General features: G+C 53.3%; 20 protein-coding genes. 8 read left to right on the top strand and 12 right to left on the bottom strand.

Annotation, left to right across the window (positions count from 1 at the left end; translation table 11 throughout):
* Positions 1 to 57 precede the first annotated feature (57 nt).
* Together QZJ86_RS04060 and QZJ86_RS04055 are read right to left on the bottom strand one after the other, a co-directional pair.
* Entirely contained in the window at positions 58 to 1647 is a 1590-nt protein-coding gene (locus QZJ86_RS04060) for a glycoside hydrolase family 57 protein (protein WP_301936628.1), read from the bottom strand.
* A complete protein-coding gene (locus tag QZJ86_RS04055; RefSeq protein WP_301936627.1) occupies positions 1647 to 2384 on the bottom strand; it encodes a DUF4912 domain-containing protein in 738 nt (245 codons plus the stop codon). The genes QZJ86_RS04060 and QZJ86_RS04055 overlap by 1 nt, the downstream gene beginning before the upstream one ends.
* Positions 2385 to 2611: 227 nt before the next feature.
* Between QZJ86_RS04055 and glgX the strand changes: the two genes are divergently transcribed.
* A complete protein-coding gene (glgX, locus tag QZJ86_RS04050; protein ID WP_301936625.1) occupies positions 2612 to 4825 on the top strand; it encodes a glycogen debranching protein GlgX in 2214 nt (737 codons plus the stop codon).
* 19 nt (positions 4826 to 4844) lie between these two features.
* Here glgX and QZJ86_RS04045 read toward each other — a convergent pair whose 3' ends face one another.
* From QZJ86_RS04045 to QZJ86_RS04035, 3 genes are read right to left on the bottom strand one after another with little or no spacing between them, the layout of a single operon-like run.
* On the bottom strand, positions 4845 to 5315 hold the full coding sequence (locus tag QZJ86_RS04045) for a hypothetical protein (RefSeq protein WP_301936624.1): 471 nt from the start codon (positions 5313 to 5315) through the stop codon (positions 4845 to 4847).
* A 2-nt stretch (positions 5316 to 5317) separates the two neighbouring features.
* The gene (locus QZJ86_RS04040; RefSeq protein WP_301936622.1) at positions 5318 to 5953 is read right to left on the bottom strand and encodes a hypothetical protein; all 636 of its coding nucleotides are present in this window, start codon (positions 5951 to 5953) and stop codon (positions 5318 to 5320) included.
* On the bottom strand, positions 5950 to 7719 hold the full coding sequence (locus QZJ86_RS04035; protein ID WP_301936621.1) for a vWA domain-containing protein: 1770 nt from the start codon (positions 7717 to 7719) through the stop codon (positions 5950 to 5952). Before QZJ86_RS04035 ends, QZJ86_RS04040 begins: the two co-directional genes overlap by 4 nt.
* 136 nt (positions 7720 to 7855) lie before the next feature.
* On the opposite strand from QZJ86_RS04035, the gene QZJ86_RS04030 reads away from it, so the two are divergent.
* Positions 7856 to 9028: a phosphoglycerate kinase gene (locus QZJ86_RS04030; RefSeq protein ID WP_301936620.1), complete on the top strand. Its 1173-nt coding sequence runs from the start codon at positions 7856 to 7858 to the stop codon at positions 9026 to 9028.
* A gap of 44 nt (positions 9029 to 9072) precedes the next feature.
* Here the strand turns inward: QZJ86_RS04030 and QZJ86_RS04025 are convergent, their stop codons facing one another.
* Both QZJ86_RS04025 and hslO read right to left on the bottom strand, forming a co-directional pair.
* Positions 9073 to 9846, bottom strand: coding sequence for a hypothetical protein (locus QZJ86_RS04025; protein WP_301936619.1), 774 nt, complete (start codon positions 9844 to 9846; stop codon positions 9073 to 9075).
* 8 nt (positions 9847 to 9854) lie between these two features.
* Entirely contained in the window at positions 9855 to 10736 is an 882-nt protein-coding gene (gene hslO, locus QZJ86_RS04020; RefSeq protein ID WP_301936618.1) for an Hsp33 family molecular chaperone HslO, read from the bottom strand.
* 71 nt (positions 10737 to 10807) lie between these two features.
* On the opposite strand from hslO, the gene msrA reads away from it, so the two are divergent.
* The 3 genes from msrA (at position 10808) to QZJ86_RS04005 (ending at position 14512) form a co-directional block, all read left to right on the top strand.
* On the top strand, positions 10808 to 11443 hold the full coding sequence (msrA, locus tag QZJ86_RS04015; protein ID WP_301936617.1) for a peptide-methionine (S)-S-oxide reductase MsrA: 636 nt from the start codon (positions 10808 to 10810) through the stop codon (positions 11441 to 11443).
* A 256-nt stretch (positions 11444 to 11699) separates the two neighbouring features.
* The gene (locus tag QZJ86_RS04010) at positions 11700 to 13559 is read left to right on the top strand and encodes a methanol/ethanol family PQQ-dependent dehydrogenase (protein ID WP_301936616.1); all 1860 of its coding nucleotides are present in this window, start codon (positions 11700 to 11702) and stop codon (positions 13557 to 13559) included.
* A gap of 92 nt (positions 13560 to 13651) precedes the next feature.
* Positions 13652 to 14512 (top strand): quinoprotein dehydrogenase-associated putative ABC transporter substrate-binding protein, encoded by an 861-nt coding sequence (locus QZJ86_RS04005; RefSeq protein ID WP_301936615.1) that lies wholly within the window; start codon positions 13652 to 13654, stop codon positions 14510 to 14512.
* A gap of 9 nt (positions 14513 to 14521) precedes the next feature.
* Here the strand turns inward: QZJ86_RS04005 and malQ are convergent, their stop codons facing one another.
* From malQ to glgC, 3 genes are read right to left on the bottom strand one after another with little or no spacing between them, the layout of a single operon-like run.
* Positions 14522 to 15994: a 4-alpha-glucanotransferase gene (gene malQ / locus QZJ86_RS04000; RefSeq protein ID WP_301936614.1), complete on the bottom strand. Its 1473-nt coding sequence runs from the start codon at positions 15992 to 15994 to the stop codon at positions 14522 to 14524.
* A 15-nt stretch (positions 15995 to 16009) separates the two neighbouring features.
* Positions 16010 to 17701: a glycoside hydrolase family 57 protein gene (locus tag QZJ86_RS03995; protein WP_301936613.1), complete on the bottom strand. Its 1692-nt coding sequence runs from the start codon at positions 17699 to 17701 to the stop codon at positions 16010 to 16012.
* Complete coding sequence (gene glgC / locus QZJ86_RS03990) at positions 17691 to 18971, bottom strand: glucose-1-phosphate adenylyltransferase (protein WP_301936612.1); 1281 nt, start codon at positions 18969 to 18971, stop codon at positions 17691 to 17693. The genes QZJ86_RS03995 and glgC overlap by 11 nt, the downstream gene beginning before the upstream one ends.
* 217 nt (positions 18972 to 19188) lie before the next feature.
* On the opposite strand from glgC, the gene glgB reads away from it, so the two are divergent.
* From glgB to QZJ86_RS03975, 3 genes are read left to right on the top strand one after another with little or no spacing between them, the layout of a single operon-like run.
* Positions 19189 to 21366, top strand: a complete 2178-nt coding sequence (gene glgB, locus QZJ86_RS03985; protein WP_301936611.1) for a 1,4-alpha-glucan branching protein GlgB — start codon at positions 19189 to 19191, stop codon at positions 21364 to 21366.
* Positions 21367 to 21377: 11 nt separating this feature from the next.
* Complete coding sequence (gene glgA / locus QZJ86_RS03980) at positions 21378 to 22811, top strand: glycogen synthase GlgA (RefSeq protein ID WP_301936610.1); 1434 nt, start codon at positions 21378 to 21380, stop codon at positions 22809 to 22811.
* Positions 22801 to 23586 (top strand): type II and III secretion system protein, encoded by a 786-nt coding sequence (locus tag QZJ86_RS03975; RefSeq protein ID WP_301936609.1) that lies wholly within the window; start codon positions 22801 to 22803, stop codon positions 23584 to 23586. Before glgA ends, QZJ86_RS03975 begins: the two co-directional genes overlap by 11 nt.
* Positions 23587 to 23589: 3 nt before the next feature.
* Here QZJ86_RS03975 and QZJ86_RS03970 read toward each other — a convergent pair whose 3' ends face one another.
* Together QZJ86_RS03970 and ybeY are read right to left on the bottom strand one after the other, a co-directional pair.
* Positions 23590 to 24426 carry an HlyC/CorC family transporter gene (locus QZJ86_RS03970; protein ID WP_301936608.1) on the bottom strand — a complete coding sequence of 279 codons (837 nt, stop codon included), beginning with the start codon at positions 24424 to 24426 and terminating at the stop codon, positions 23590 to 23592.
* Positions 24423 to 24890 carry an rRNA maturation RNase YbeY gene (gene ybeY, locus QZJ86_RS03965; protein ID WP_301936607.1) on the bottom strand — a complete coding sequence of 156 codons (468 nt, stop codon included), beginning with the start codon at positions 24888 to 24890 and terminating at the stop codon, positions 24423 to 24425. The genes QZJ86_RS03970 and ybeY overlap by 4 nt, the downstream gene beginning before the upstream one ends.
* Position 24891 lies beyond the last annotated feature (1 nt).

The raw sequence follows: 24891 nt of genomic DNA, 5'->3' as shown, positions 1-24891 counted from the left end.
CTCCCTCCGAAGAGTTGTTTAAGCGTCATCCCGTCCACCACCACAAGCGGCGGTAGTCTAGGCGGCGTAGTCGCGAAAGTCGATGTCTGGAAAAATATCGTCCATGATCTCCAGCGCCGTCAAATAGCGTTCATCGATCCGGTTCTTGCGTATCGCGTCGTGCAGATAATTGAAGCGGGCCAGATGATCGGTGATGCGCTTGCGGGCATAATCGATGGTGGTGCCGGCCTTCATGATAAACGGCCAATCCGAGGCCTGCGCCAACAACAATGATCTGGCGGCCTGATTCAGGGCCCGCTGTTGCAAAGCGTTGACGCTGAAGCCGCGTACATCGCCGGCCAGTTTTTCCATTTCGGCCGCAGCCTTGTGCAGCAGGGGATAGATCCAGTCGTTGCTGTCGTTCAGCCAGTAACTGGAATAGCCGTGCTCCCCCCAGCTGGACGCCGCCGGCTGGGCCTTGACATGCGTCAGGGGCAGTTGCAAATAATCGCCGCAACTAACGGTCTGGATACCGCTATCGTTTCGAGCCGCCAATCTCAGCACCTGCTCCAGCCACAACGGCCCCTCGAACCACCAGTGGCCGAACAGTTCGGCATCGTAGGGCGCGACTATCATCGGCGCTTGTTGCATCTCCTCGGCCAAGCGGGCGATCTGCTGTTGGCGGCAGCGGATAAAATCCTCAGCGTGTTGGCGCACCTTGAGCTTGGCCAGTTCCGGCTGGTATAGCTGTTTGGGCTGCTTGTCGCCGGTAATCCGATAATATTTGATGCCGGTATTGATGCGAGTTTCCCGGTCCAGGATATAAGGCGCGATGTAATCCAAGGGCAGATCGAAGCCGATGTCACGGTAATACTCGCGATAATCACCGTCGCCCGGATATCCTTCCTCAGCGCTCCACACCTGCCGCGATGACGCAGGGTCGCGGCCAAACGCCGCCACAGCGTTGCCGCAATCCAACGGCGCATACACGCCGTGACGCGGCGCTTGGCTGGCGTCCAGTATGGCGTGGCTGTCCACAAAGAAATAATGGATGCCTTCAGCCTTCAGTATTTGCTCCACCCCCGGATAATAACCGCACTCCGGCAACCAAAACCCGCTCGGCGCAAAGCCGAATTGCGCTTTGAAACTATCGACACCGATACCAATTTGATTCCGCACCGAGACCGGGCTGACATTCAACAGTGGTAAAAAACCGTGCGTGGCGGCCGTGGTGATCAATTCCAGGCAACCGGCGCTTTGATGGCGTTGAAACGCCGCCAGCAAATCGCATTGATAGCGCTGCAGGTAACGATACAAGGCATCCTGAAACAACTGCTGGTACATCTGAGCCAAGGGCGCAAACTGCGGCAGGCGGCGGGTGCGCTCCACTTCGCGCTCTGCCAACTCCAGGCGATTCTGCAGATAGTGCAAATAGCGGTTCTGCAACAAGGGGTCGCGCAACATCGTCATCAAGGTCGGCGACAAGGACAGCGTTAGCCGGTAAGCCACTTGATCGTAATGCAGACGCTCCAGCATCGCCAACAACGGCAGATAACACTCGGTAATGGCTTCGAACAACCAGTTTTCCTCGAAAAAACTGTCGTGTTCGGGATGATGCACATAGGGCAGATGGGCATGCAGGACGATGCTGAGGTAGCCTTTGTTCATCAGGTCGAATGGTTTTGTTGGCGGCAAGCGTTGGCGGCAAGCGTGGAAGACGCTTGGGATGGCAATATTATAAACTGCGCCATGGCCGGCGACAGCCTTTCGCTGACGGCAATGGGCTGCGGCGCGGTGACAGCCGTATTCGAATAAGCGAGCGCGGTGAATTGCTGCCGCTCATCCAGCCGACCAATTGCTACCTGATAACCGCCGGCGGTGCCCTCATGACTAGCCGGCAACACTATTTGCTGTTGACTGCTCTCGCCGTCGACCGGCACATCGAACCAAGTTGGAGCGAAGTTTCGGGTATCCGCCGCCACCGGCTCCGCTTGACAAAAAACTCTCAAGGTTAACGGCGAGGCATAATCGACAGAATCCGCCGGTATGGAGGGCGTGGATGCTTGCTCATCAAGTTGCCAATATACATGTAAATGCAGCGGATCGACCGGCAAAGCCACTATCAAACCGGTCCCAAGCCTCACGGGCTCAGCGTTCGGGCTGAGTTTATCGGCGCCCGACAATGCAAGCCCCTCGACAGACTCTGGGCGAACAGTATTTAAAGGCTTGGCTAATAGACTGCCCGGCCGAACGGCATCGGCGCGCGGCGCAAATTCCCGGCTGATTTGTTGACTGATGCCAAGCAGTTCTTGCGGGGAAAATACCGGCGTGGCGATTCGGCCAACGCCTGCTCTAAACCTGCGCGGCGCGAAATCGCGGCTAATCTCCAGGCTAATATCCCGCATTTCGTCTGCCGAGAGCTGCATACGGGCTTGAGACTGTGACTGCGAAGGGGCCATTAGCTATGTTAAAGAGTCGGGGTCTGAGTTTTATCCTGGCGCCAACGGGGCGCGCCGTCTCGGCGGTCAGGCTTCGTAGACTCTACCCGTTGTCGATTATTTACGCAAGACATAGGCCTGTGGCCCTTGTTTGCAGTAAAATCAGGGCCATTCAGAGTTTTCCGGTCACGGGCATGCACAAACAATTCGGTTTAAAGTCAGGGAGTCCCTATCCGCACGGGGCTAAGGTCAGCGAGGGCGGCGTCAATTTTTCCATTTCCAGCCGGCATGCCACTCATGTAGAACTACTCTTATTCTCCAGCGCCGATAGCGAAAAACCGCTACAAGTCATCCCGTTAAAAAAAGATAAAAATCACACGTTTTTCTCTTGGCATGTGTTCGTTGAGGAACTGCCGGCCGGCACTTGGTATGCTTGGCGCATAGACGGCCCCTCCGGACAAACCAAGGAGTCCGGCCTGCGTTTCGACAGCGAAAAGCTGCTGTTAGATCCTTGGGCACGCGCCGTCAGCGATGCCCTCTGGGATCGCGTCGCCGCCTGCAAACCCGGCGACAACAGCCAGCATGCCATGCGCGCGGTGGTGGTCGATGACCGTTACGACTGGGAAAGCGACACGCCGCTGGCCATCAGAAGCGAAAAAGCCATCATTTACGAATTGCACGTCGGTGGTTTTACCCGCCATCCTTCGGCTAAGGTCAAACACCCCGGCACGTTTATCGGTCTGATCGAAAAAATACCTTACCTAAAAAAACTCGGTATCACGCACGTGGAGCTATTGCCGGTGATGGCCTTCGACGCGCAAGATGTGCCGCCACATACTGCCGACTTGGGCTTGAGCAACTATTGGGGCTACAGCACCCACAGCTTCTTCAGCCCGCATCCCGGCTATTGCGTGACACCCGAGCAAGGCACCCATATCCGCGAATTCCGCGACTTGGTCAAAGCCATGCACAAGGCAGGTATCGGCGTGATCATGGATGTCGTGTTCAATCACACCTCGGAAGCCGGCTCCGACGGCCCGGTGATTAACTTCAAGGGCATTACCGGCAATAGTTTTTATTTGACCGACAAACAGGACAAACGGATATTTCACGACTATACCGGTTGCGGCAATACCGTCAACGCCAACCACCCGCTGGTGACCAATTTCATCATCAGTTGCCTGGAATACTGGGTACGGGAAATGCACGTCGACGGTTTCCGCTTCGACCTGGCCAGCGCGCTGGCGCGTGGCGAAGATGGCAGCGTGTTGCAGGACCCGCCTCTGGTATGGGGCATAGAATTGTCCGAGCAGTTGGCCAGAACCAAGCTAATCGCCGAAGCCTGGGACGCCTCCGGCTTATATCAGGTCGGTAACTTTCCGGGCTACCGCTGGGGCGAATGGAACGGCCGCTACCGTGACGTGATTCGCCGTTTCGTGCGTGGCGACACCGGTATTATCAGCGAAGTGGCCACCCGCATCTGCGGCAGCAGCGATTTATACCAACACCAGCATCGGCTGCCGATCAGCGGCATTAATTTCGTCACCTGCCACGACGGTTTCACCCTGAACGATTTATTCAGCTACAGCGAAAAACACAACGCCGCCAATGGCGAAAGCAATCGCGACGGCTGTAGCAACAATCTCAGCAGCAATTGTGGCGTGGAGGGCCCAAGCCGTAACCCGGCCATCCAGGCCTTGCGCCACAAACAGGTCAAAAACGCCTTCGCCATCCTGTTGCTCAGTCACGGCGTACCGATGCTGCTGGCCGGCGACGAATTTCTGCACACGCAGCAAGGCAATAACAACTGTTACTGCCAAGACAACGAATTAAGCTGGTTAAATTGGGATAAAGCCAAGGAAAATGCCGACATGCTGCATTTTGTGCAGCATATGATCCGCTTGCGCAAACGCCATCCGGCCTTGATGCGCCGCAACTTTTTGACCGGCCGGCAAATGGAAGGCAAGGACATGGCGGATATTACCTGGCATGGTCTGGAGGTCGATCAACCGCCGCACTGGGACGACTCGACTAACCGCGTCTTGGCCTTCACCTTGGCGGCCCTGGCAAAAGACGAAGCGGACCTGCATGTCATACTGAACATGTCCGATACCCGGCACAACATGCATTTGCCGTACATCGACGGCAAAATCTGGTGTCTGGCGGTGGATACTGCGCAGGAATCGCCGCACGACATTGTGGATCCGGCCGAACAAAAACCGCTGGGTAAATACCGTTATCTGGTGGAATCGCACTCGGTGGTGGTTTTCGAGAACATCAGCCAAGATAAAATCGATAGCGGCGACAGCGTATCCAAAAGATCGGCGCACTTTTTCAGCAAGTTGACCGGCATCAAGTTGCTCGATCAGCCGGCTTTAGACAACCAGGGGATTTCGCAACACCCCTAGTTCGGCTACCGTAGCAGGATTAGTCAAATACATCGCCCCAATCCGGCGGCACATTCTCAGCGTCCTTTCCGGCGGGTGGCGACGTGTCTGCATCCGCTTCAAGCGCCCACGTTTCGACGGCTTTGGCCTCGAAACGCGGCATGCTATCGAGATAACTATCCAACAAGCCGCACAGATTTTCGTATAAACCACTGACCGCCTGCCGCATTTGCTGTTGGACGAACGAATATAAAAACTGCTTTTCGGCAAGAATCAGGCTTTCCGCCAACGCCTGCGCCGCCGGGCCGTCAAGCCGGTATTTATCGCCCAGCAACAAGGCCAAGCGGTCGCTACGCAGCGCTTGCCTGCCGATGATGTCGTCGAGCAATTGCTCCAGCTCGGCTTGCCGGCGGCGTTTATCACGCCAGCGGAAACCCAGCAACACCAGCAATATTATCAACAAGGCTGCCAGCGCTTCGCTCAGGATCAGGATTAACAACGGCTGACTCATGGTTATTGCTCGGCTTGCGAAACACTCTCGCGAACACCACGCTCCGCGTCGTGGAAAATCTGCAACATTTTTTTACTGCTATTTTCCAGCTCCAACGCCGTTTGATTGCCGCTGAACACCCGCGTGTATTCCGCCGACATTTCATCGATGGTTTTCATGGCCGTATCCAGTTGTCGCACCAATTGCTGGTTGATCCGCTCCAATCCGGCCTGTTTATTAGGCGGCTGCGCACCGTCGGCCGTAGCGGCGGGAGAACCGCCGCCATGATTGGCCAACAAATTCTGATAAGGCTCGGTCAGCTCGCCGATACGCTGCCCGATCTCATTCAACAAGGCCAATTCCCGCTTTAAAAACAACCGAATCACGTCTTGAAACAAAGCCCGCTCCGAGGCGTTGACGTCCTGCAACAAGGACTCAATATCGGCGGGCGACATGCTGCAATTCTCGCCCAGGAATTGTTCCAGCCAGCGATTTTTGACGAACGTTTGCTCCTCCAGCTCGCTGATGAAACGATCGATTTCGGCTATTTCCCTACCGCGCCTGTTTCTGGCGATGAAAAACAACACAACGCCGAGCAACGTGAAAACCGCCAGGGCCTCCATCGCCAATATCACCACCACGGGATCAAACGGTGTCATGACAATCTCTCCAGTAATTGCTGATGTTGTTGGTTTTGGTTTTGCTTGACTAAACGATGGATAAAAAATCCGCCGACGGCTAACACCAAGTTAATCGCCAACAAAATAGCGCCGACCAATAGCCAATTAATTTCATGCACGGCCGGCGACTGCTCGTGTCCCGGTCCGGCAGCTCCGGTTGACTCAGCCGGCGAATCGGTTTCGGATTTTGGCGTATGCTCTGGTTCAGCAGCATGGGTCTGGAACCAACTGTCATCGATCGTCAAGGGCTGAATGGCCGGCTCCAGCGGCTTGCCATTACGGTCTTTGGCCATCACGTTAAAATTGACCTGAGTGGTGGCCGCTGGCGGCAAGCCCGCCAAATCCAAAGTCCAGACGCCGTCTTTTTCGGTTGCGGCCAGCATCCTAGGCTCCTGCCCGGCCTGATTGATCACCGCGTTCACCACCATACCGGCCGGGTCGAGCAGCGCTAAATCCGGTATCAACTTGAAACTCACTTGCCGCTGCGCCGTATCGACCTGTTTTTCGACCACGATAGGCGTGGCGACCACTTGGATTTCAGCGACGATTTCCCGCTTGAAAGTCTTGCCGTCGGCGACGATTCTGAGCAGGTGTTTACCCAAACTCAAATGGCCGACGCTAAGCCCGTAAAAACCCGGCTCCGCGGACAAGCCCGGCATTTTGACCGGCGCTAGCTGATCTTGGCTGAGCTGCAAGTCCAACATACTTAGAAAATCGGCGCGGCTGATCAGTTTATCCTGATCGGTAAAATGCGCCTTGATCTCGACAGACTCGCCCTCGCCGACAAAATTGGGAATTTCACTGAGTTGCAGCTTCAGATCGGTGACGATCATCACCTGATTGTCGGGATCGGCTTCCGCGATCAAACGCCATTCGCCGATCAAGGGCTGTTTGACGGTAATCAGATCGTAAGCCTGGCTTTCCAGCCAGGAGACATTGGCACCCAGGCTTTGTTTACTGAGCTTTTTACCGTCCGGCGCCAACAATTGCGTCGGCGCGGCGTGCGGTTTTTTGAACACCAATACCGAAAACTCATGAATTCCGCTGTCGACGCTGAATTGATTGTCGGTTAACGGCAGCGTGTCTTTCGGCGCGGCTTTTTGGGCCATCTTCAAAAACAGCCGTTGCAACTGCTCGGCGGACCGTGCGGTTTCCGCCCAACCGCCGGTCTCGAACGCCAATTTTTCCAACAATTCCTTATCGGCCTGATCGGATAAGGCCACGGTTTGCACCTGGATATTTTGTTGGCGAAGCTTCGAAATCAGTTCGCTGAGAATGCGTTCCCTGGAATCGGCGCTTTCCATGATGTCCTTGGAAATATCCACAAAGCCGTCGGTCAATAAAATCAGATGCTTATTGCCGTTGCCGGTAAAACCCTGGCTCAACACGGTCTGTAGCGCATCTTCGATATGGGTATACAATCCGCGGGAGTGAATATTGGCGGTGGCTTTGACGGCCCGCTGCTTCCAGGCCTGATCGACAGCGTCGCTGGCGGTCAATACGGCGGTTTTTTCGGCAAACAGCCAAATCGCCGCCCTGGCATGGTCCGGCAACAAATCGATCAGCAAACGGCTGGCCTCGATACGCAGATTATCCGGATCGTTCTGTTTCATGCTGCCAGAGACATCGATCAACACCTGGATCTCGTCGGCATTTGCGGCAGCGGGCGGCGCGGACTGACACCACGCCATGTCGGCGAACAGCGTCAGCGCGCAGAAAACCGTAAAAATAAACGACTTGAACATAAGTCCGCCGGCGAGAGTTTAAGCAATGGATAGCAAATATAGCCCAAGCGCCTGACTAATTTACTATTTTTTAATTCGGGTTGCGGCAGCGGTTACACTTTATAATATTTTCACTATTTCAACCAAAGGAGAACTTATGTCTATCAAACGAATGGTCGATCTGGATTTAGCCGGCAAGCGCGTGCTGATTCGCCAGGATTTGAACGTGCCGGTCAAGGACGGTAAAGTCACCAGCGATTTACGCATCCAAGCCAGCGTCCCGACCGTGGAAGCGGCTCTGGCCGGCGGCGCAGCGGTGATTCTGATGTCCCATTTGGGCCGCCCCACCGAAGGCGAATACGACGAAGCCTCCAGCCTGAAACCAGTCGCCGAGCGCTTCTCGCAACTGCTGGGTCAACCTGTACGTTTGGTTAAAGACTGGCTGGACGGCGTGGAAGTGAAACGCGGCGAAGTCGTGTTGTGCGAAAACGTCCGTTTCAATAAAGGCGAGAAGAAAAACAGCGCAGAGCTGGGCCAAAAAATGGCCGCGCTGTGCGACATTTTCGTCATGGACGCGTTCGGTACCGCGCACCGCGCCGAAGCTTCGACGCATGCGGTTGCCGAGCACGCCGAGGTGGCTTGCGCCGGCCCACTGCTGGCAGCCGAACTGGATGCGCTGGGCAAAGCGCTGGAAACCCCTGCCCGCCCCTTGGTCGCGATTGTCGGTGGCTCCAAAGTGTCTACCAAATTGACTGTGCTGGAATCCTTGTCCACTAAAGTGGATCAATTGATCGTCGGCGGCGGGATTGCCAACACGTTCATCGCCGCAGCGGGTTACCCGGTCGGCAAATCCTTGTACGAAGCCGATCTGCTCGACGAAGCCAAACGGCTGATGGCCTCCGCCAAGGAACGCGGCGCGGACATTCCGGTGCCAGTCGATGTAGTTTGCGCGAAAGAATTCTCCGAAACCGCCGCGGCCACCGTGAAAAACGTCGCCGATGTGGAAGCGGACGATCTGATCCTGGACATTGGACCTGAAACCGCCAAGCAATACGCGGAGATCCTGAAAACCGCCGGCACCATCGTCTGGAACGGTCCGGTCGGCGTATTTGAAATCGACCAATTCGGCGAAGGCACCAAAGCCATGTCGATGGCGATTGCCGAAAGCCCGGCCTTCTCGATCGCGGGCGGCGGCGACACATTGGCGGCGATCGACAAATACGGCATCGCCGATAAAGTCTCTTACACCTCAACCGGCGGCGGCGCTTTCCTGGAATTCCTGGAAGGTAAGGAATTGCCGGCAGTAGCGATTCTGCAAACACGGGCTTAAGCCCATGCCAAGGCGGCTCGTTCGAGCCGCCTACTCCGTCTGGCTTACAAGCCCGCTACTTTTTTTTGTTCTTCGTCCTGATAATCGCGGTAATTGATCGAGATTTTCAGGCCGGCGAAGCGTCCGGACATTTTCACCATTTCCGTGGTTTCTTTGTCGAACATCAGCCTGACTTCACTCAAGGCTCTGTCTTCGTAACCTTCCTCGATCTCCTTGGCATCGAGTCGGAAATGGTACAGATAAACTTCCTGTTTCTCTTCTTGCGTGATTTCCAAAGGCTCGCCCAGCTGTTTAATCACCGTGGCTTTTTTCGGCAATATCGCGGCGATCTTTTCCAATTGGTCGGCCTTGGCTCTCAGCTGTTTCTTTTCTTCGTTGATTTCCGCACCACCCAAGGAACGGAATGAGGCTTCCAAAAACTCCGGCGGCGCGATTTGCAAAAACAGATTGGAAAAAGTCCAGTCGGTGATTTTGTCTTCCTTATTAAACGCCAACTGCAGATAAAAACTGATTTCCGGCTCGACTCGCTTGCTGTCCTTATCGATCTTGCGAAACCAATAACGCCATTTTTTGCCGTCGCCGGTGTTTTCCTCGCTGCTGGCATGCAGCTTGGCCAAGGCGACAAAATCTTCGCTGAACAGCTTGGGCTGCTTGAAATGCACGGTGAAATCGTCCTTGGAAGTGACTGCAAAATAGTGGTCGAATTCGTCCATCTGCAAATAGGTCTGGTAGGCATGCAACCAATGCAAACAGCCGGTTTGACTAAGGAGTAAAGCAAACGCCAAAAACAGGCGAAAAAAGCGGTTCAGATTATTCATGGCACTCCTCAATGTCGGGTTGGCGAGCCGTTGTTGTTTTCGGCGGCCGGATTGGTCAGCAGGTTCTCCACGTCGATCTTGTCGAAATGGTATTGGGCGCCGCAAAATTGGCAATCAACCTCGATATCGTCGCGCTCCCGCAAAACGGCCTCTAATTCCGACCGTCCTAAAGCCACTAAAGTGCCGCCGATTTTTTGCCGCGAGCAATTGCATTTAAATTCCACCGCTTCCGGTTCGTAAATCCTGACCTTCTCTTGATGGAACAAGCGATGCAGCAAGTCTTCGCAATCCAGACTCAGCAGCTCTTCGCGAGTCACGGTATTCGCCAGTATTTCCAGACGCTCCCAGTCGGCTTTATCTTTGTTACCGCTAGGCAATTCCTGGATGAACAATCCGGCCGCATGGGTCTTATTGGCAAACAACCACAAGCGGGTGTCGAGTTGTTCGGATTGACTGAAATAGGTTTTTAGCACATCGGCTAGTGTCTCGGCCTCTACGCCGACGATGCCTTGATAAGGGTCGGCATTATCGGACTCCACCGTCAAAACCAATCGGCCGCCCTCGCCTATCATTTCTTGCAAATTGCTGCCGGCAACACTGGCTTCGCTACGCACCAAGCCTCTGATCTTACGTTCGTTGCTGGCTTGCGCCACCAATGCTTTCAAATCGCCGCCGCCTTGAATCTGCATGATCATCGCCCCCTTGAATTTGATAGTGGCGGATAACAGCACCACGGCAGCCAAAGCCTGCCCCAATTGTGCATCGACGGCATCGTTGACCAAATGCTGATGCTGCTTGGCTTGTTGCCAGCTATCTTGCAATCGTACCCATTCGCCGCGCACTCCGTGCTCTTCGAAAATAAAGCGGCGTAAACAATCTTGTTGTTTCATGATTTTTGTTGGTTCCTCTAAACAGAGCGGCGATTATAATCCGCACTAACTAATCAATGGGATGTTTGCTTATGTCTTTTCTATCCAAAAAAACCGCAATGCCCAGCGCCGAACAGGCCCTGCCCGGCCGCCAACAGGCGATAGACAGCGGCCGCATCCATGCGGTCAACGGCCACCCTATTCATCCGCCATTTCCCGCACATCTGCAGCAAGCGGTGTTCGGCATGGGTTGCTTTTGGGGCGCCGAGCGCAAATTCTGGCAGCTAAACGGTGTATTCAGCACGGCCGTCGGTTATGCCGGCGGCTATACGCCCAACCCCACTTATCAGGAAATCTGCACGGGGCTGACTGGTCATGCGGAGGTGGTGCTGGTGGTGTTCGATCCTGCCATCGTTTCCTATCAGGACTTGTTGGCGGTATTTTGGGAATCGCACAATCCCACCCAAGGCATGCGCCAAGGCAACGACATCGGCACTCAATACCGCTCGGTGCTCTACTGCTACGACGACGACCAATTCCGCGCCGCCGTCAACAGCCGGCAACACTATCAATCCCAACTTAGCGCCGCCGGCTTGGCCGAGATCACCACCCAAATCAACCTCGCGCCGATTTTTTACTATGCCGAGGAAGATCATCAACAATATCTGGCGAAAAACCCATCGGGTTATTGCGGCTTGGGCGGCTTGGGGATTTGTTTTTCCAAGTAAGCAAACCGGTCGGGAATGCTAAGGCATTATAAGACTTGAGATTATTGCTCCGCAGCCATTCGGCCAGAGTTTTTCCGGTTGACTTTTGGGAAAAAATCCTTCAATTTACGCGTCTGGTGTGGCTTTCCATCCGTGCTTGGTCGTTGCCGAGCAGCCCCAACAGGTCAGTCATCCAAACAGAGCTTTAAAACTAATATTAGTCTTAACAACACAAAATCGTACTCTGTCTCATCAACAGATTACCAGGAGGAAACATATGAAGAAGCCTGTAAAAAACTGGCTGCTTGCTTCGACTGTAGCGACTTTACTTGCTGCACCAACTGTCTCTACCGCTAACGACGACTTAGAAAAATTAACCCAAAACCCTGCTAACTGGGCATCTTGGGGCGGCGACTACGCCGGCACTCGTTATAGCAAACTGTCGCAAATCAACGCTCAAAACGTTAAAAACCTGCAACCTGCCTGGTCTTTCTCTACCGGCGTTCTGCGTGGTCACGAGGGTGGTCCTTTAGTTGTTAACGGCGTTCTGTACATCCACACTCCGTTCCCTAACACTGTTTACGCGATCGACCAAAAAACCAAAGCGGTCATCTGGGAATTCACCCCAACCATGGACGCTGACGTAACCATCCCTGTGATGTGCTGCGATACCGTTAACCGCGGTTTGGCTTATGGCGACGGTAAAATCTTCCTGCAACAATCCGATACCGTTCTGACCGCTTTGGATGCCAAAACCGGTAAACGCGTATGGAGCGTGCAAAACGGCGACCCGAAATTGGGTATGACCAACACCAACGCCCCTATCGTTGTTAAAGACAAAGTCATCACCGGTATTTCCGGCGGCGAATTCGGTGTTCGCGGCTTCTTGGCTGCTTACAACATCCGCACCGGCCAACTGGATTGGAAAGGCTACAGCATGGGTCCTGATAAAGACACTCTGTTGAAACCAGGTAAATCCACTACATGGCAAGACGGCAAAGTCACTCCTGTTGGCGCCGACTCAGGCACCAGCACCTGGAAAGGTGACCAATGGAAAATCGGCGGCGGCACCACCTGGGGCTGGTATTCTTACGATCCTAAACTGAATCTGGTTTACTACGGTTCAGGCAACCCTTCTACTTGGAACCCAGTACAACGTCCAGGCGACAACAAATGGTCCATGTCTTTGTGGGCTCGTGACGCCGACACCGGTGAAGTTAAATGGGTTTACCAAATGACTCCACATGACGAATGGGACTATGACGGTATCAACGAAACCGTTCTGGTTGACCAAGAAGTCAAAGGCAAAATGCACAAAACCATCGTACATTTCGACCGTAACGGCTTTGGTTACACCCTGGACCGTGAAACCGGCGAACTGTTGGTTGCCGAGAAATTCGACAAATCAGTTAACTGGGCTACCCATGTCGACCTGAAATCAGGCCGTCCGGAAGTGGTACCTGAGTTCTCTACCGAACACCACGGCGAAGACGTCAACACTGTCGGTACTTGCCCTGCGGCGTTGGGTTCAAAAAACCAACAACCAGTTTCTTACTCTCCACAAACCGGCCTGTTCTACATCTCAGGCAACCACTTGTGCATGGAGTACGAACCATTTGAAGTATCTTACACAGCCGGCCAACCTTATGTAGGTGCTACGCTGTCTATGATGCCAGCTGGCGCTGACGTGCTGACCGGTAAAAAAGACGGCACCACCAACCTGGGTCAGTTCACTGCTTATGACGCTAAAACCGGCAAAATCGCTTGGTCCAACAAAGAACAATTCTCTGTTTGGTCAGGTTCGGTTGCTACCGCTGGCGGCGTCGTATTCTACGGCACTCTGGAAGGCTACCTGAAAGCAGTCGATGCTAAAACCGGTAAAGAATTGTACAAATTCAAAACCCCATCAGGCATCATCGGTAACGTCAATACCTGGGAATTCGAAGGCAAACAATACGTTGGCGTTCTGTCAGGTATCGGTGGCTGGGCAGGTATCGGCATCGCGGCCGGTCTGGACGACGGCTCTTCATCAACCAACTCGGAAGGTCTGGGTGCGGTTGGTGCATACAGAAGCCTGAGCTCTTACACCAAATTGGGTGGTACACTGACCGTGTTCGCTCTGCCTAGCAGCAACTAAGATCTAAACCCTTAGATCACGCTAGCGCAAGCCTTGGCCGAGCAATCGGCCAAGGCTTTTTTATGTATAGACCAAAGCTAAAGGAAACTGCGATGAAATCGATCTCGACCGCCTCGAAACTATTGATTATGGTGACACTGACTGCACCAAGCCTTTCCGCCAACGCCCAAGAAAAATTCAGGGTGTGCGCCGATCCGCTCCATCCCCCCTATTCGACCAAGGAACAAACCGGCTACGAAAACAAAATCGCCGCGCTGTTTGCCGGGCAATTAGGACAGGAACTGGAATACACCTGGCTTCCCGAGCGCATCGGTTTTATCCGCAATACCCTGAAAGCCGAAAATGACAATGGCGAAGGTTTTAAATGCGACGTGGTGATGGGCGTGCCGGCCGGTTACGATCTGACCGATACTAGCAAACCTTATTTTCATTCGACCTACGTAATGTTGATTGCCAAGGGCCGAGGCTGGGATGACATCAAAGACACCGGCCAATTGATCAATCTACCCTTGGATAAACAGGAAAAACTGAAAATCGCGATGTTCGATCGCGGCCCAGGTACTACCTGGCTACAGAAAAACGGCTTACTGGAATACGGCGTACCGTATCAAAGCATGACCGGCGATAACGAACACAATATCGCCATGCAAATCGAGCAAGACCTACGAGCCGGCAAGATCGATATGGTGATCTTATGGGGGCCGATGGCGGGTTACGTTCAGTCAAAAAGCCCGGCAAACAGCTATATCGCGATCCCCATGCAATCCTCGCCGGGCATGCAATTCGACTTCTCGATTGCAATGGGCATTCGCCAAGGCGACAACAAACGCAAACAACAATTGAATGAATTGATCGATAAAAACCTGGACAAGATCCACGCCATTATCGCTAGTTATCACATCCCACTGCTGCCGATCCCAGCGGAAACCGGCAAAAAGGATGACGACGATTGAGTGTTAAGTCTAGCGGCCGAACAACCTAACCAGATGGGCAAAATGCCCGACTTTATCCCCGCTTAGCTGCGACCAATCGAACCGCCAGCGCCAGTTACCCACGGTAGTGCCTGGCGTGTTCATTCGGTCCGGCGAACCCAGCTTGAGAATATCCTGCATCGGGATCACCGCCAAATTGGCGACCGATCCCAATGCCGCATGGATCAACGCACTGGGCATGGGCAAACTGGACCAGCCCAGATAATCGTAAATGCGTTGCTTTTCGCCGTCGTTCAATCCCTCGAACCAACCCAGCGTGGTATCGTTATCGTGTGTACCGGTATAAACCACACTGTTTTTCTGATAGTTACACGGTAGATAAGGATTGCGGCTATCGTCGCCGAAAGCAAACTGCAAAATCTTCATGCCCGGCAAATTGAAATCGTCCCGCAGCGCTTCGACTTCATGGGTGATGATACCCAAGTCTTCCGCCACCAAGGATAAGGAAGCAAATTGCCGCTGAATAGCGGCCAATAACTCTGCGCCAGGTGCTTTAACCCATTGGCCGTTGATCGCGGTATCCTCGTCGGCCGGAATTTCCCACGCCGCCTCCAGCCCGCGAAAATGATCGATTCTGAGGATGTCGAACATTTCGTACTGTGATTTGATTCGATCCAACCACCATTTAAAGCCGGTTTTCTGCAAATAATCCCAATCGTAATGCGGATTGCCCCAGCGCTGACCGTTCTCGGAGAAATAATCGGGCGGCACACCGGCCACCGTATCCATTTCGCCCAACTTATTGAGTTTGAACACATCCCGATTAGCCCAAACGTCGGCGCTATCGTAAGACACGAAAATCGGAATATCGCCGAACACCAGCACGCCCTTCTGGGCGGCATAATCTTTTAATTCATGCCATTGCCGGAAGAATACATACTGCTCGAATTTGATGGTATCGATCACCGCCTTAAGCAACTGCCTGGATTCGTTCAATGCCTTTGGCTCTCGCTGCCTTAAGGCTTCCGGCCATTGATTCCAGCTTTTTTGTCCGAACACATTGCGCAAGGCAATAAACAATGCAAAATCTTCCAGCCAATCGGCCTTATCGATACAAAACTGTTGAAAATCCTGCTTCTGATCGGCGTCGGCCAAGGTCTGAAAACCATAAAAAGCCTTGGTGATCATGCAGCTTTTACTGTATTCGGCGTTCCTGCGGCAATCGTCACAGCGATCGGCCGCTTGCAGCCAGTTCTTCTCGGCCAGCCATTCGATATTGATCAAAGACGAATTACCGGCGTGGGCCGATAAACATTGGTAAGGCGAGCCATCGCCATGCGGCATACCCAGCGGTAAGGTTTGCCAAACCGTGGCGCCGACATCGTGGAGAAAATTTACAAAATTAAATGCCTCTCTGCCTAAATCGCCGCACTCTCCGCGGCCGGGCAACGATGTTATATGCAGCAAAACACCTGCGCGGCGTTTATCCAAGAGAGCACCCATGTTTGTTCCAATAAATTAAATTTGATTACCGCGCCGCATTGCACCACCCATCGCCGGACTTCCGCTACCTTGCGTGAAGGAGAGCGCCAAATACGGCGGAGGCTCTTCGCCCAACAATCGATAGAGATTGCTTAAATTGAGCCGGTACTGCTTTTCAAAATCACTGACCGCTTCGCCGGGATTGTAATCGCCAAACCACCAAAACCAATCCGAACCTTCACAAACACCCAACTGTGTCTGGGCGGCCGCCAATTGTTGTTCGGTTAGTCTACCGTTAATCAACGCCCGGTCAAATGCGGTTTTGACATCGCCCAGCATATCCCAACCGCAATTTTTGTCGGCATCGCCAATCCAAGTCGAGAAAGTCCCGTAAACCCAACTGCCCGCCACTAATTTGGGCAGCAACATCACTTGCGCGGCGGCACTGTCCAGATATTCTGAAAAAGTCGTCAATTCGATATGCGGATGCTCACTAAGCCGCTTATACAAGGCGCTAAGAAAATGATACCCGTTATCCGGAAAATATTCCCAGGCATTTTCGCCATCCATAATGATGGAAACCAACGGCGTTTGTGAGTCGTAATGGGCGATATTCTCCAGATGCTGAATCAGATCGGCGACCGCATCGTCGGCATGCCATTTCGAATACTCAAAACCAATCAAATCCGATAAGCCATCGTCACGAAAGAAACAGGCAATATCGGTGGCCTCCATCTTAAACGGCCGATGTACGCTGGCCATCTCGCCTATCCCGGAGGCATGCATGCTGTTATGCAATACATTACCGCCGCTCGCCGCCCAGCGAAAGCCAAAATCCGACAAAATTTCTAAGGTCCGAGTGCTGACACTGCCTTCCGACGGCCAACAACCTTGCGGCTCGAAGCCGAAAAAATGCCTAAACGTGGCGACACCTTTCCGCAAATGCCAGTACACCCGCTCTTCGCCGCCGGGGTACTGGTCGAGAGCCGGCAAAGCCGCTCCCGGCATTGCTTCCAGAGCGCTGTCGATATCGAGCATCAGCGGCATGATCGGGTGCGCATACGGCGTAACGGACAGTTCGATACGACCCTTGCGCGCCAAGGCCTTGTACCGGTATATGACTTTAGACAGTAAATCGCCAATGATTTCGACGATCTCTATCCTGTCGTGCAAACTGAAACCACTGCCTTTTTCGATTAAACGTATGACCCTGTTATCGCTGAGCTTGACGGTCTCGCCCATCCAGGCCAAGTGATACCAAACCAAAATATCGGTGACAAACTGGGCATTGACGTAATTAATCCCATCTTGATGGCCTTGGAGCCAATCGGCCATGTCTATCAGTTTGCGAAAGGCCGGATAACGCTCGATTTGCCGTTCGCGATTGGCTTTTTTGCAATCGCGTAACAGTTTCAAGCGTCTTTCCGGGTCGGCGGACAAAGAAGGCTCGACCAGCGCCGCCAATAAGGGATCCTTGATCGTAATCCTATCGTGTAAATACGCACTGACTTGATTGGAATAATCCTCGATCTGTTCCAGCAAAATCGGTGCAAAATTGACGACGGCCTTGGCGGCGGGCACCGCCTCCAAATGCGCCACCATATCCACGTAATCCTTGATGACATGTAGATAGGTCCACGGCAATTTGAATTCGCCGCTGTGCATGTCGCGATACTCAGGCTGGTGCATGTGCCAACACAGCACCAGCTTCAGTTTTTTATCTGACATAATTCCGGCGTTGTCCCAGCATATCGGACGTGACTAACACCACCCCGCCTTCGCTGACATGAAAGCGTTTTTCATCGTCCGCGCGATCTTCGCCGATCACAGTGCCTTCCGGAATCTGACAGCCTTTTTCGATGATTGCTTTGGTAATCCGGCAATGCCGGCCGATATTGACTTCGGGCAAGACCACCGAATCTTCCACCGTGCTATAGGAGTTGACCCGCACCTGCGAAAACAGCAGCGAATGCCGCACTACCGCACCCGAAATCACGCAGCCGCCCGATACCATCGAATCGATAGCCATACCGCGGCGGTCGTCGTCGTCGAACACGAACTTAGCCGGCGGCGTCTGCGCCTGGTAGGTCCAGATCGGCCAGGTATTGTCGTACAAATTCAGGTCAGGTTTGACGCCGACCAGCTCCATGTTGGCCGTCCAATAAGCGTCTATCGTCCCCACATCGCGCCAATAGCTTTGTTGACCACTTTGTAAGTCCAGAAACGGATAGGCGTTAACCCGGTACTTTTCGATCACCGAAGGAATGATGTCCTTACCGAAATCTCGGCTGGAGCCTTTAGTGTCCGCATCCTTGATCAATTGCTCGAATAAAAAGCGGGCATTGAAAATATAAATCCCCATCGAGGCCAACGCGGTATTCTCCCTGCCCGGCATCACCGGCGGATTCTCGGGCTTTTCCACAAACGCCTTGACTCTGCGGTTATCGTCGACGTGCATCACGCCGAAGGCCTTGGCATCTTCCAGCGACACCTCGATGCAGCCTATCGTCAAGTCGGCGTTATTGGCCACGTGATCGGCCAACATCACCGAATAGTCCATTTTGTAGATATGATCGCCGGCTAATACCAGTACGAACTCGGGATTGCGGGCACGGAGAATGTCGATGTTCTGGTAGATGGCGTCAGCCGTGCCTTGGTACCAGGAATCTTCGTCATGCCGCTGTTGGGCCGGCATCAAATCGACATACTCGCCAAATTCGCCGCGCAAAAAACCCCAGCCTTGCTGGATATGTCGAATCAGCGAATCCGCCTTGTATTGAGTCAGTACGCCGATCTTGCGGATGTCGGAATTAATGCAATTCGATAACGGGAAATCGATAATACGGAACTTGCCGCCGAAAGGCACCGCCGGCTTGGCGCGCCAGTCAGTCATATTCTTGAGTCTCGATCCGCGTCCGCCAGCCAGGATCAAGGCGATGGTATTGCGGGTTAAGTCATTAACCCATCTTTGCTTATGTTGTGTATCGACGACTGACATGTGTATCCTCTATTTCAAATAAATAAGCTGTACCGCCAAAATCCGAATGAACCGGCAATTAGTAGATTTGTTGACCTGCCACTTGCCGCGTCGGGCCATTATCGTTACTCTTCACGCAAAAGTAAAAAGCCAAGCGATTTGATGCTGAAAAGTCGGTCATTACCAAAATTGCTGTTCCTGCCATCCAATAACCTAACTATAACTGAGGCATTGCAAAATGAACAAGCCAAGCAAAACCAACCCGCTTGATTCAGAACTTATCAAACTCATTGAAGCGAAGCATCATGATCCATTTGCCATTCTGGGCCGCCATGGCCAGGGGAGCAAAGCAGTCATCAGAGTATATTTGCCATACGCCGAAACTGTCGGGCTGACCCCAAAGGGCGCCGAGTTCCAGCGCATTACCGGCACCGATTTTTTTGAATACCATCCCGATAAAGAACTGGTTTCCGGGCATTACCAGCTATTTTGGACCGACAAGGACGGCCACGACCATCAGCACTACGATCCTTACAGCTTCGGCCCGGTATTGCCCGAGTTCGACCAGCACCTGTTCGCGGAAGGCCGGCATTGGCACATTTATCAAAAGCTCGGCTCGCATCTACACAGCATTGCCGACATTCCGGGCGTGCATTTTGCCGTGTGGGCGCCCAATGCCCAACGAGTCAGCGTCATCGGCGACTTCAATCGTTGGGATGGTCGTTGTCACCCGATGCGCAGCCTGGGCAGCAGCGGCATCTGGGAAATTTTCATCCCTGGCGTGGACGTCGGCTGTCTGTACAAGTTCGAAATTTTGAATCGCCACACAGGTCAGTTACTGGTAAAAACCGATCCTTATGGCCAACAATTCGAATTCCGCCCGCAAACCGCCGCCATTGTCATCGACGAAGACAACTACACCTGGCAAGACGCCAACTGGATGGAGCAACGCCCGCAACACGACTGGCTACATGAACCGATGTCGATTTACGAGGTGCACCTGGGTTCCTGGCGGCGCGATCAGCGCGGCAACTTTTTAAATTACCGGGAGTTAGCAGAGCAACTGGTCGATTATGTCAAAAGCATGGGCTTTACCCATATCGAATTGCTACCGGTAACCGAACATCCTCTGGACATCTCTTGGGGTTACCAAACCACCGGTTATTTTGCCCCCACCAGCCGCCACGGTACGCCAGACGATTTCCGTTATTTCATCGATCATTGTCACCAGAACGGCATCGGCGTGATTCTGGACTGGGTGCCCGCCCACTTTCCCAAGGATAGCTTCGCGCTGGGCCGCTTCGATGGCACACCGCTGTACGAGCACGAAGATCCGCGCAAGGGCGAACACCGCGACTGGGGTACATTGATTTACAACTACAGCCGCAACGAAGTCAAAAACTTCCTGCTATCCAGCGCCTTCTTCTGGCTGGAGGAATTTCACCTGGACGGCCTGCGCGTCGATGCGGTGGCGTCGATGCTGTATTTGGATTACTCGCGCGATGCCAACGACTGGATTCCTAATATGTATGGCGGCAACGAAAATCTGGAAGCGATAGACTTCCTGCGCCACATGAATACCGTCACCCATGAACAGCATCCCGGCACGGTCATCATGGCCGAGGAATCGACTTCCTGGCCGCAAGTCACCCGCCCCACCTGGACCGGCGGCTTGGGCTTCTCGATGAAATGGAACATGGGTTGGATGCACGACATTCTGCACTATATGCAGGAACAGCCGATCCATCGCTCCTATCATCATGATGAACTGACCTTTGGTTTGCTGTACGCCTTTACCGAAAACTTTGTGCTGCCGTTTTCGCACGACGAGGTTGTGCACGGCAAAGGCTCCATGCTGAATAAAATGCCCGGTGACGAATGGCAGCGTTTCGCCAATTTGCGTTTGCTGTACACCATGATGTTTACCTACCCCGGTAAAAAGCTATTGTTCATGGGCTGCGAATTCGGACAAGGCACCGAGTGGAGTTGTAACCGCACGCTGGATTGGTATGTATTGGACTATGCGCATCACAAAGGCCTACAAACCCTGGTCAAGGACCTGAACAAACTCTACGCCGACCATCCGGCATTACACCGCTACGATTTCGAGCACCAGGGCTTTGAATGGATCGATTGCCACGATTATCAGCAATCCATCATTAGCTATCGACGCAAATCCGCGCATGAAGACTTGATCGTCATTCTGAACTTCACGCCGGTACCGCGCGAGCAATACCGAATTGGCGTGCCCAATCCGGGCATCTACCACGAAATCTTCAACTCCGATTCCCAATATTACGACGGCAGCAATGCCGGCAACGGCGCCGTGCATTCCGAACCGCAACCGTGGATGAATCAGGACCACTCCATTTCCGTTACCTTGCCGCCCTTGGCCGGCATTATTCTGAGAATGTAGTTTTAACCGTTATGAAAAAAATTCTGTTCGCGAGCAGCGAAACCCACCCTTTAATCAAGACCGGCGGTTTAGCCGATGTCGCCGGCAGCCTGCCACCAGCCCTTGCTGAACTAGGCCAGGACGTGCGCATCATCATGCCCAATTACCAGGCCATCAAAAATTGCGAGCCCGGCCGCTACCTCTGTACGGTTCGGGTCAACAATTGCGATGTCAACCTGCTGGAAACCCGCTTGCCCGGCAACAATGTCATTGTCTGGCTGGTCGATTATCCGCCATTCTTCAATTTTCCCGGCAACCCCTATCTCGATGAAGCCGGCCGGCCCTGGGCGAATATCGGCGAACGCTTCGCGCTGTTCTGCCGGATCATCGTGGAAGTGGCGATGAATCGCGCCTATCTGGATTGGCATGCCGACATCGTGCACTGCAACGACTGGCAAACCGGCTTGGTACCGGCCTTGCTGTCCCTGGAATCACATCCGCCGGCAACCATTTTTACGATTCATAACATGGCCTATCAAGGCCTATTCCCCGGCAATACCTATTCACAACTGAACTTGCCCGGACAATTGCTGCATCCGGACGGTCTGGAATTCCACGGCATGCTGTCTTTCATCAAAGGCGGCCTGAGTTACGCCGACCGGATCACCACCGTGAGCCCCACCTATGCCCAGGAAATCCAGACACCGGAATTCGGTTATGGTTTGGAAGGGCTGTTGGCGCATAAGCAAGAACATCTGCGAGGCATCATCAACGGCATAGACACATCTGTGTGGGATCCGACTAGCGACGCGTATATCACCCATACTTACAGCGTCAAAACCTTGAAAGACAAGAAAGTCAACAAAGCTGCATTGCAACAGCAATTGGGCTTGCCGGTAGATTCGGAATTACCATTGTTCGGCCTGATAGGCCGACTGGTCGAACAAAAAGGCATCGACTTGGTACTGAGTTGTCTGCAAGAAATGACCACGCTGCCATTACAATTCGCGCTGTTAGGCAGCGGCGACAAGAGCATCGAATACCGGCTGCAAGAATTTGCCCGCCTGTATCCTGAAAAAATGGCTATCACCATCGGTTACGACGAGCGTTTAGCGCATCAGATCGAAGCCGGCGCCGATATATTTCTGATGCCATCGCGCTTCGAACCCTGCGGTTTGAACCAGATGTACAGCCAACGCTACGGCACGCTGCCCATCGTCAGAAAAACCGGCGGTTTGGCGGACACGGTCGTCGATGCCTTGCCGGAAAGCATCGCCAACGGCACCGCCAGCGGCATCGCCTTCAACGACACCTCGGCAGCGGCGCTAATTGAAGCCATCAAACGCAGCTTGGTGCTGTTCCACAACCAACCCGTCTGGCGGCAGATTCAACGTAATGCAATGGTCAAGGATTTTTCCTGGCAAAACAGCGCCAATCAGTATCTGGCGCTTTACAATGAAATTTAAAGCCTGGCTAGCCGGTCTGATGGTTTGGCACGGCATTGCGGTTGCCGACGAGGCGGTGATGGAAGTCATCCCCCTCGCCAACCGCCCGGCCACGGAATTACAGGCTTTGCTGGCACCTTTGCTGGATGCCGAAGACCGGGTAATCGACAACGGCTCCAGCCTAATCATCAAGACCAGTCCTGCCAAACTCGGCGAGATTCGGGCGCTAATCCAAAAGCTCGATACCCGACTCAGCAATTTATTGATCAGCGTACTGCAAACCAGCAGCAAAACCGCCGCCGAGTTGAATGCGGAAGCGGCGCTTGCCGCCTCTCGCCATGCCATCAACATGCGCGGCATGGTCGGCAGTACCGAGGATTTGCAAAACCGGCAACAGCATCAGCAGTTGCGGACATTGGAAGGTCAACCGGCCCACATTCAAACCGGCGAGGTACGGCCTATACAGAATTACAGTGTCTACGGTTCCGGCTATGGCAACGCGGTGATCAGCAACACCCAGATGATAGAAGCGAGCACGGGCTTTGCCGTCACGCCCCGCTTAACCGGTCAACAAGTCACTATCGATATCGAACCTTGGTCGGATCGCTTCCAGCAAAACGGTCGGATCGAAACCCAGTCCGCGCACACGTCTTTGCGAGCCAATCTGGGTGAGTGGGTGGAAATTGCCGGCAATGCCGACAACGAGCGTTCCGATAGCCAGGGATTCGGCGGTATCAATCACAGTACCCGCCAAAACGATTTGCGGATTTTGATCAAGGTCGATCTGGCTGATTGAGCCTTATCTGATTTTCAACTTCAACAGATGCACCCGCCGATTATCGGCGCGCAAAACCTCGAAACAAAAATCGTCCAGCTCGACTTTTTCGCCTTTCTTCGGAAAATGTTCCAAACGCTGCACGATCAGTCCGCCCAGGGTATCGTACTCGTCGTCTTCCAGATCGGCGGAAAAATAGTCGTTGAACTCTTCGATGGGCGTCAACGCACTGACAATAAATTCTTTTTCGCCACGTTGCGAAATAAACTCCTGTACTTCGTCGTCGTCATGCTCGTCTTCGATCTTACCGACGATTTGCTCCAGCACGTCTTCGATGGTGACCAATCCCGCGGCATTGCCATATTCGTCGACGACGATGGCCATGTGATTACGTTCGGTGCGGAACTCTTTTAGCAACACGTTTAAACGCTTGCTTTCCGGTACCACGTTGACCGGCCGCATCACATCTTCCACTTTCAGGGTTTTATCGCGCAACGCGTGGGCCAGTAAGTCTTTGGCGAGTAACACGCCGACGACTTTACTGCGATCTTCTTCGATGACAGGAAAACGGGAATGGGCAAATTCGACGACCAGCGGGAAGATGGTTTCCAGCTCCGCGTCTCTAGGCACCACCACCATTTGCGAACGCGGAATCATGATGTCGCGAACCCGCATTTCCGCCACATGCATCACGCCCTCCATCATGGACAGCGCATCGGAATCCAGCAGATGTTTTTCTTGCGACTCTCTCAATATCTCCAGCAAGTCTTCCTGATCTTGCGGTTCCCCACTCAGAAAATGACCGATGCGTTCGATCAAACTCTTATGGGGCTGACTACTCGGGGGGTTACCATCGCTCATTGCTTATTATCCTCCATATAAGGGTTGGCTATGTCTAATCTACTTAAAACTTCTATCTCTAGCGCTTCCATTTCTTCGGCATCCTGTTCCTCGACATGGTCATACCCTAACAAATGCAGTACGCCGTGTACAGTGATATGCGCCCAGTGATGCTCGGCTAATTTATTTTGTTGCTCGGCTTCCAGGGCGATCAGCGGCGCGCAAATCACCAGATCCCCCAGCAAATCCATTTCCATGCCGTCCGGTACTTCAAACGGAAAACTCAAAATATTGGTGGGACCGTTCTTATGGCGATATTGCTGATTCAGCTCGGCGCTTTCCGCAGCGTCGACCAAACGAATCACGATCTCGCTATCCTCGTCATTATTCTCGAAAGACTCCAAAGCCGCATTCACCCAGCGTTGAAACTGCTCGGGCTCGGGATGCACCGCCGAAGTGGCGATTTGTAAATCGATATAATTCATG

The organism is Methylomonas montana (assembly GCF_030490285.1).
In the GTDB taxonomy this organism is placed as follows: domain Bacteria; phylum Pseudomonadota; class Gammaproteobacteria; order Methylococcales; family Methylomonadaceae; genus Methylomonas; species Methylomonas montana.
This window is presented reverse-complemented; position numbering and strand designations above follow the sequence as displayed.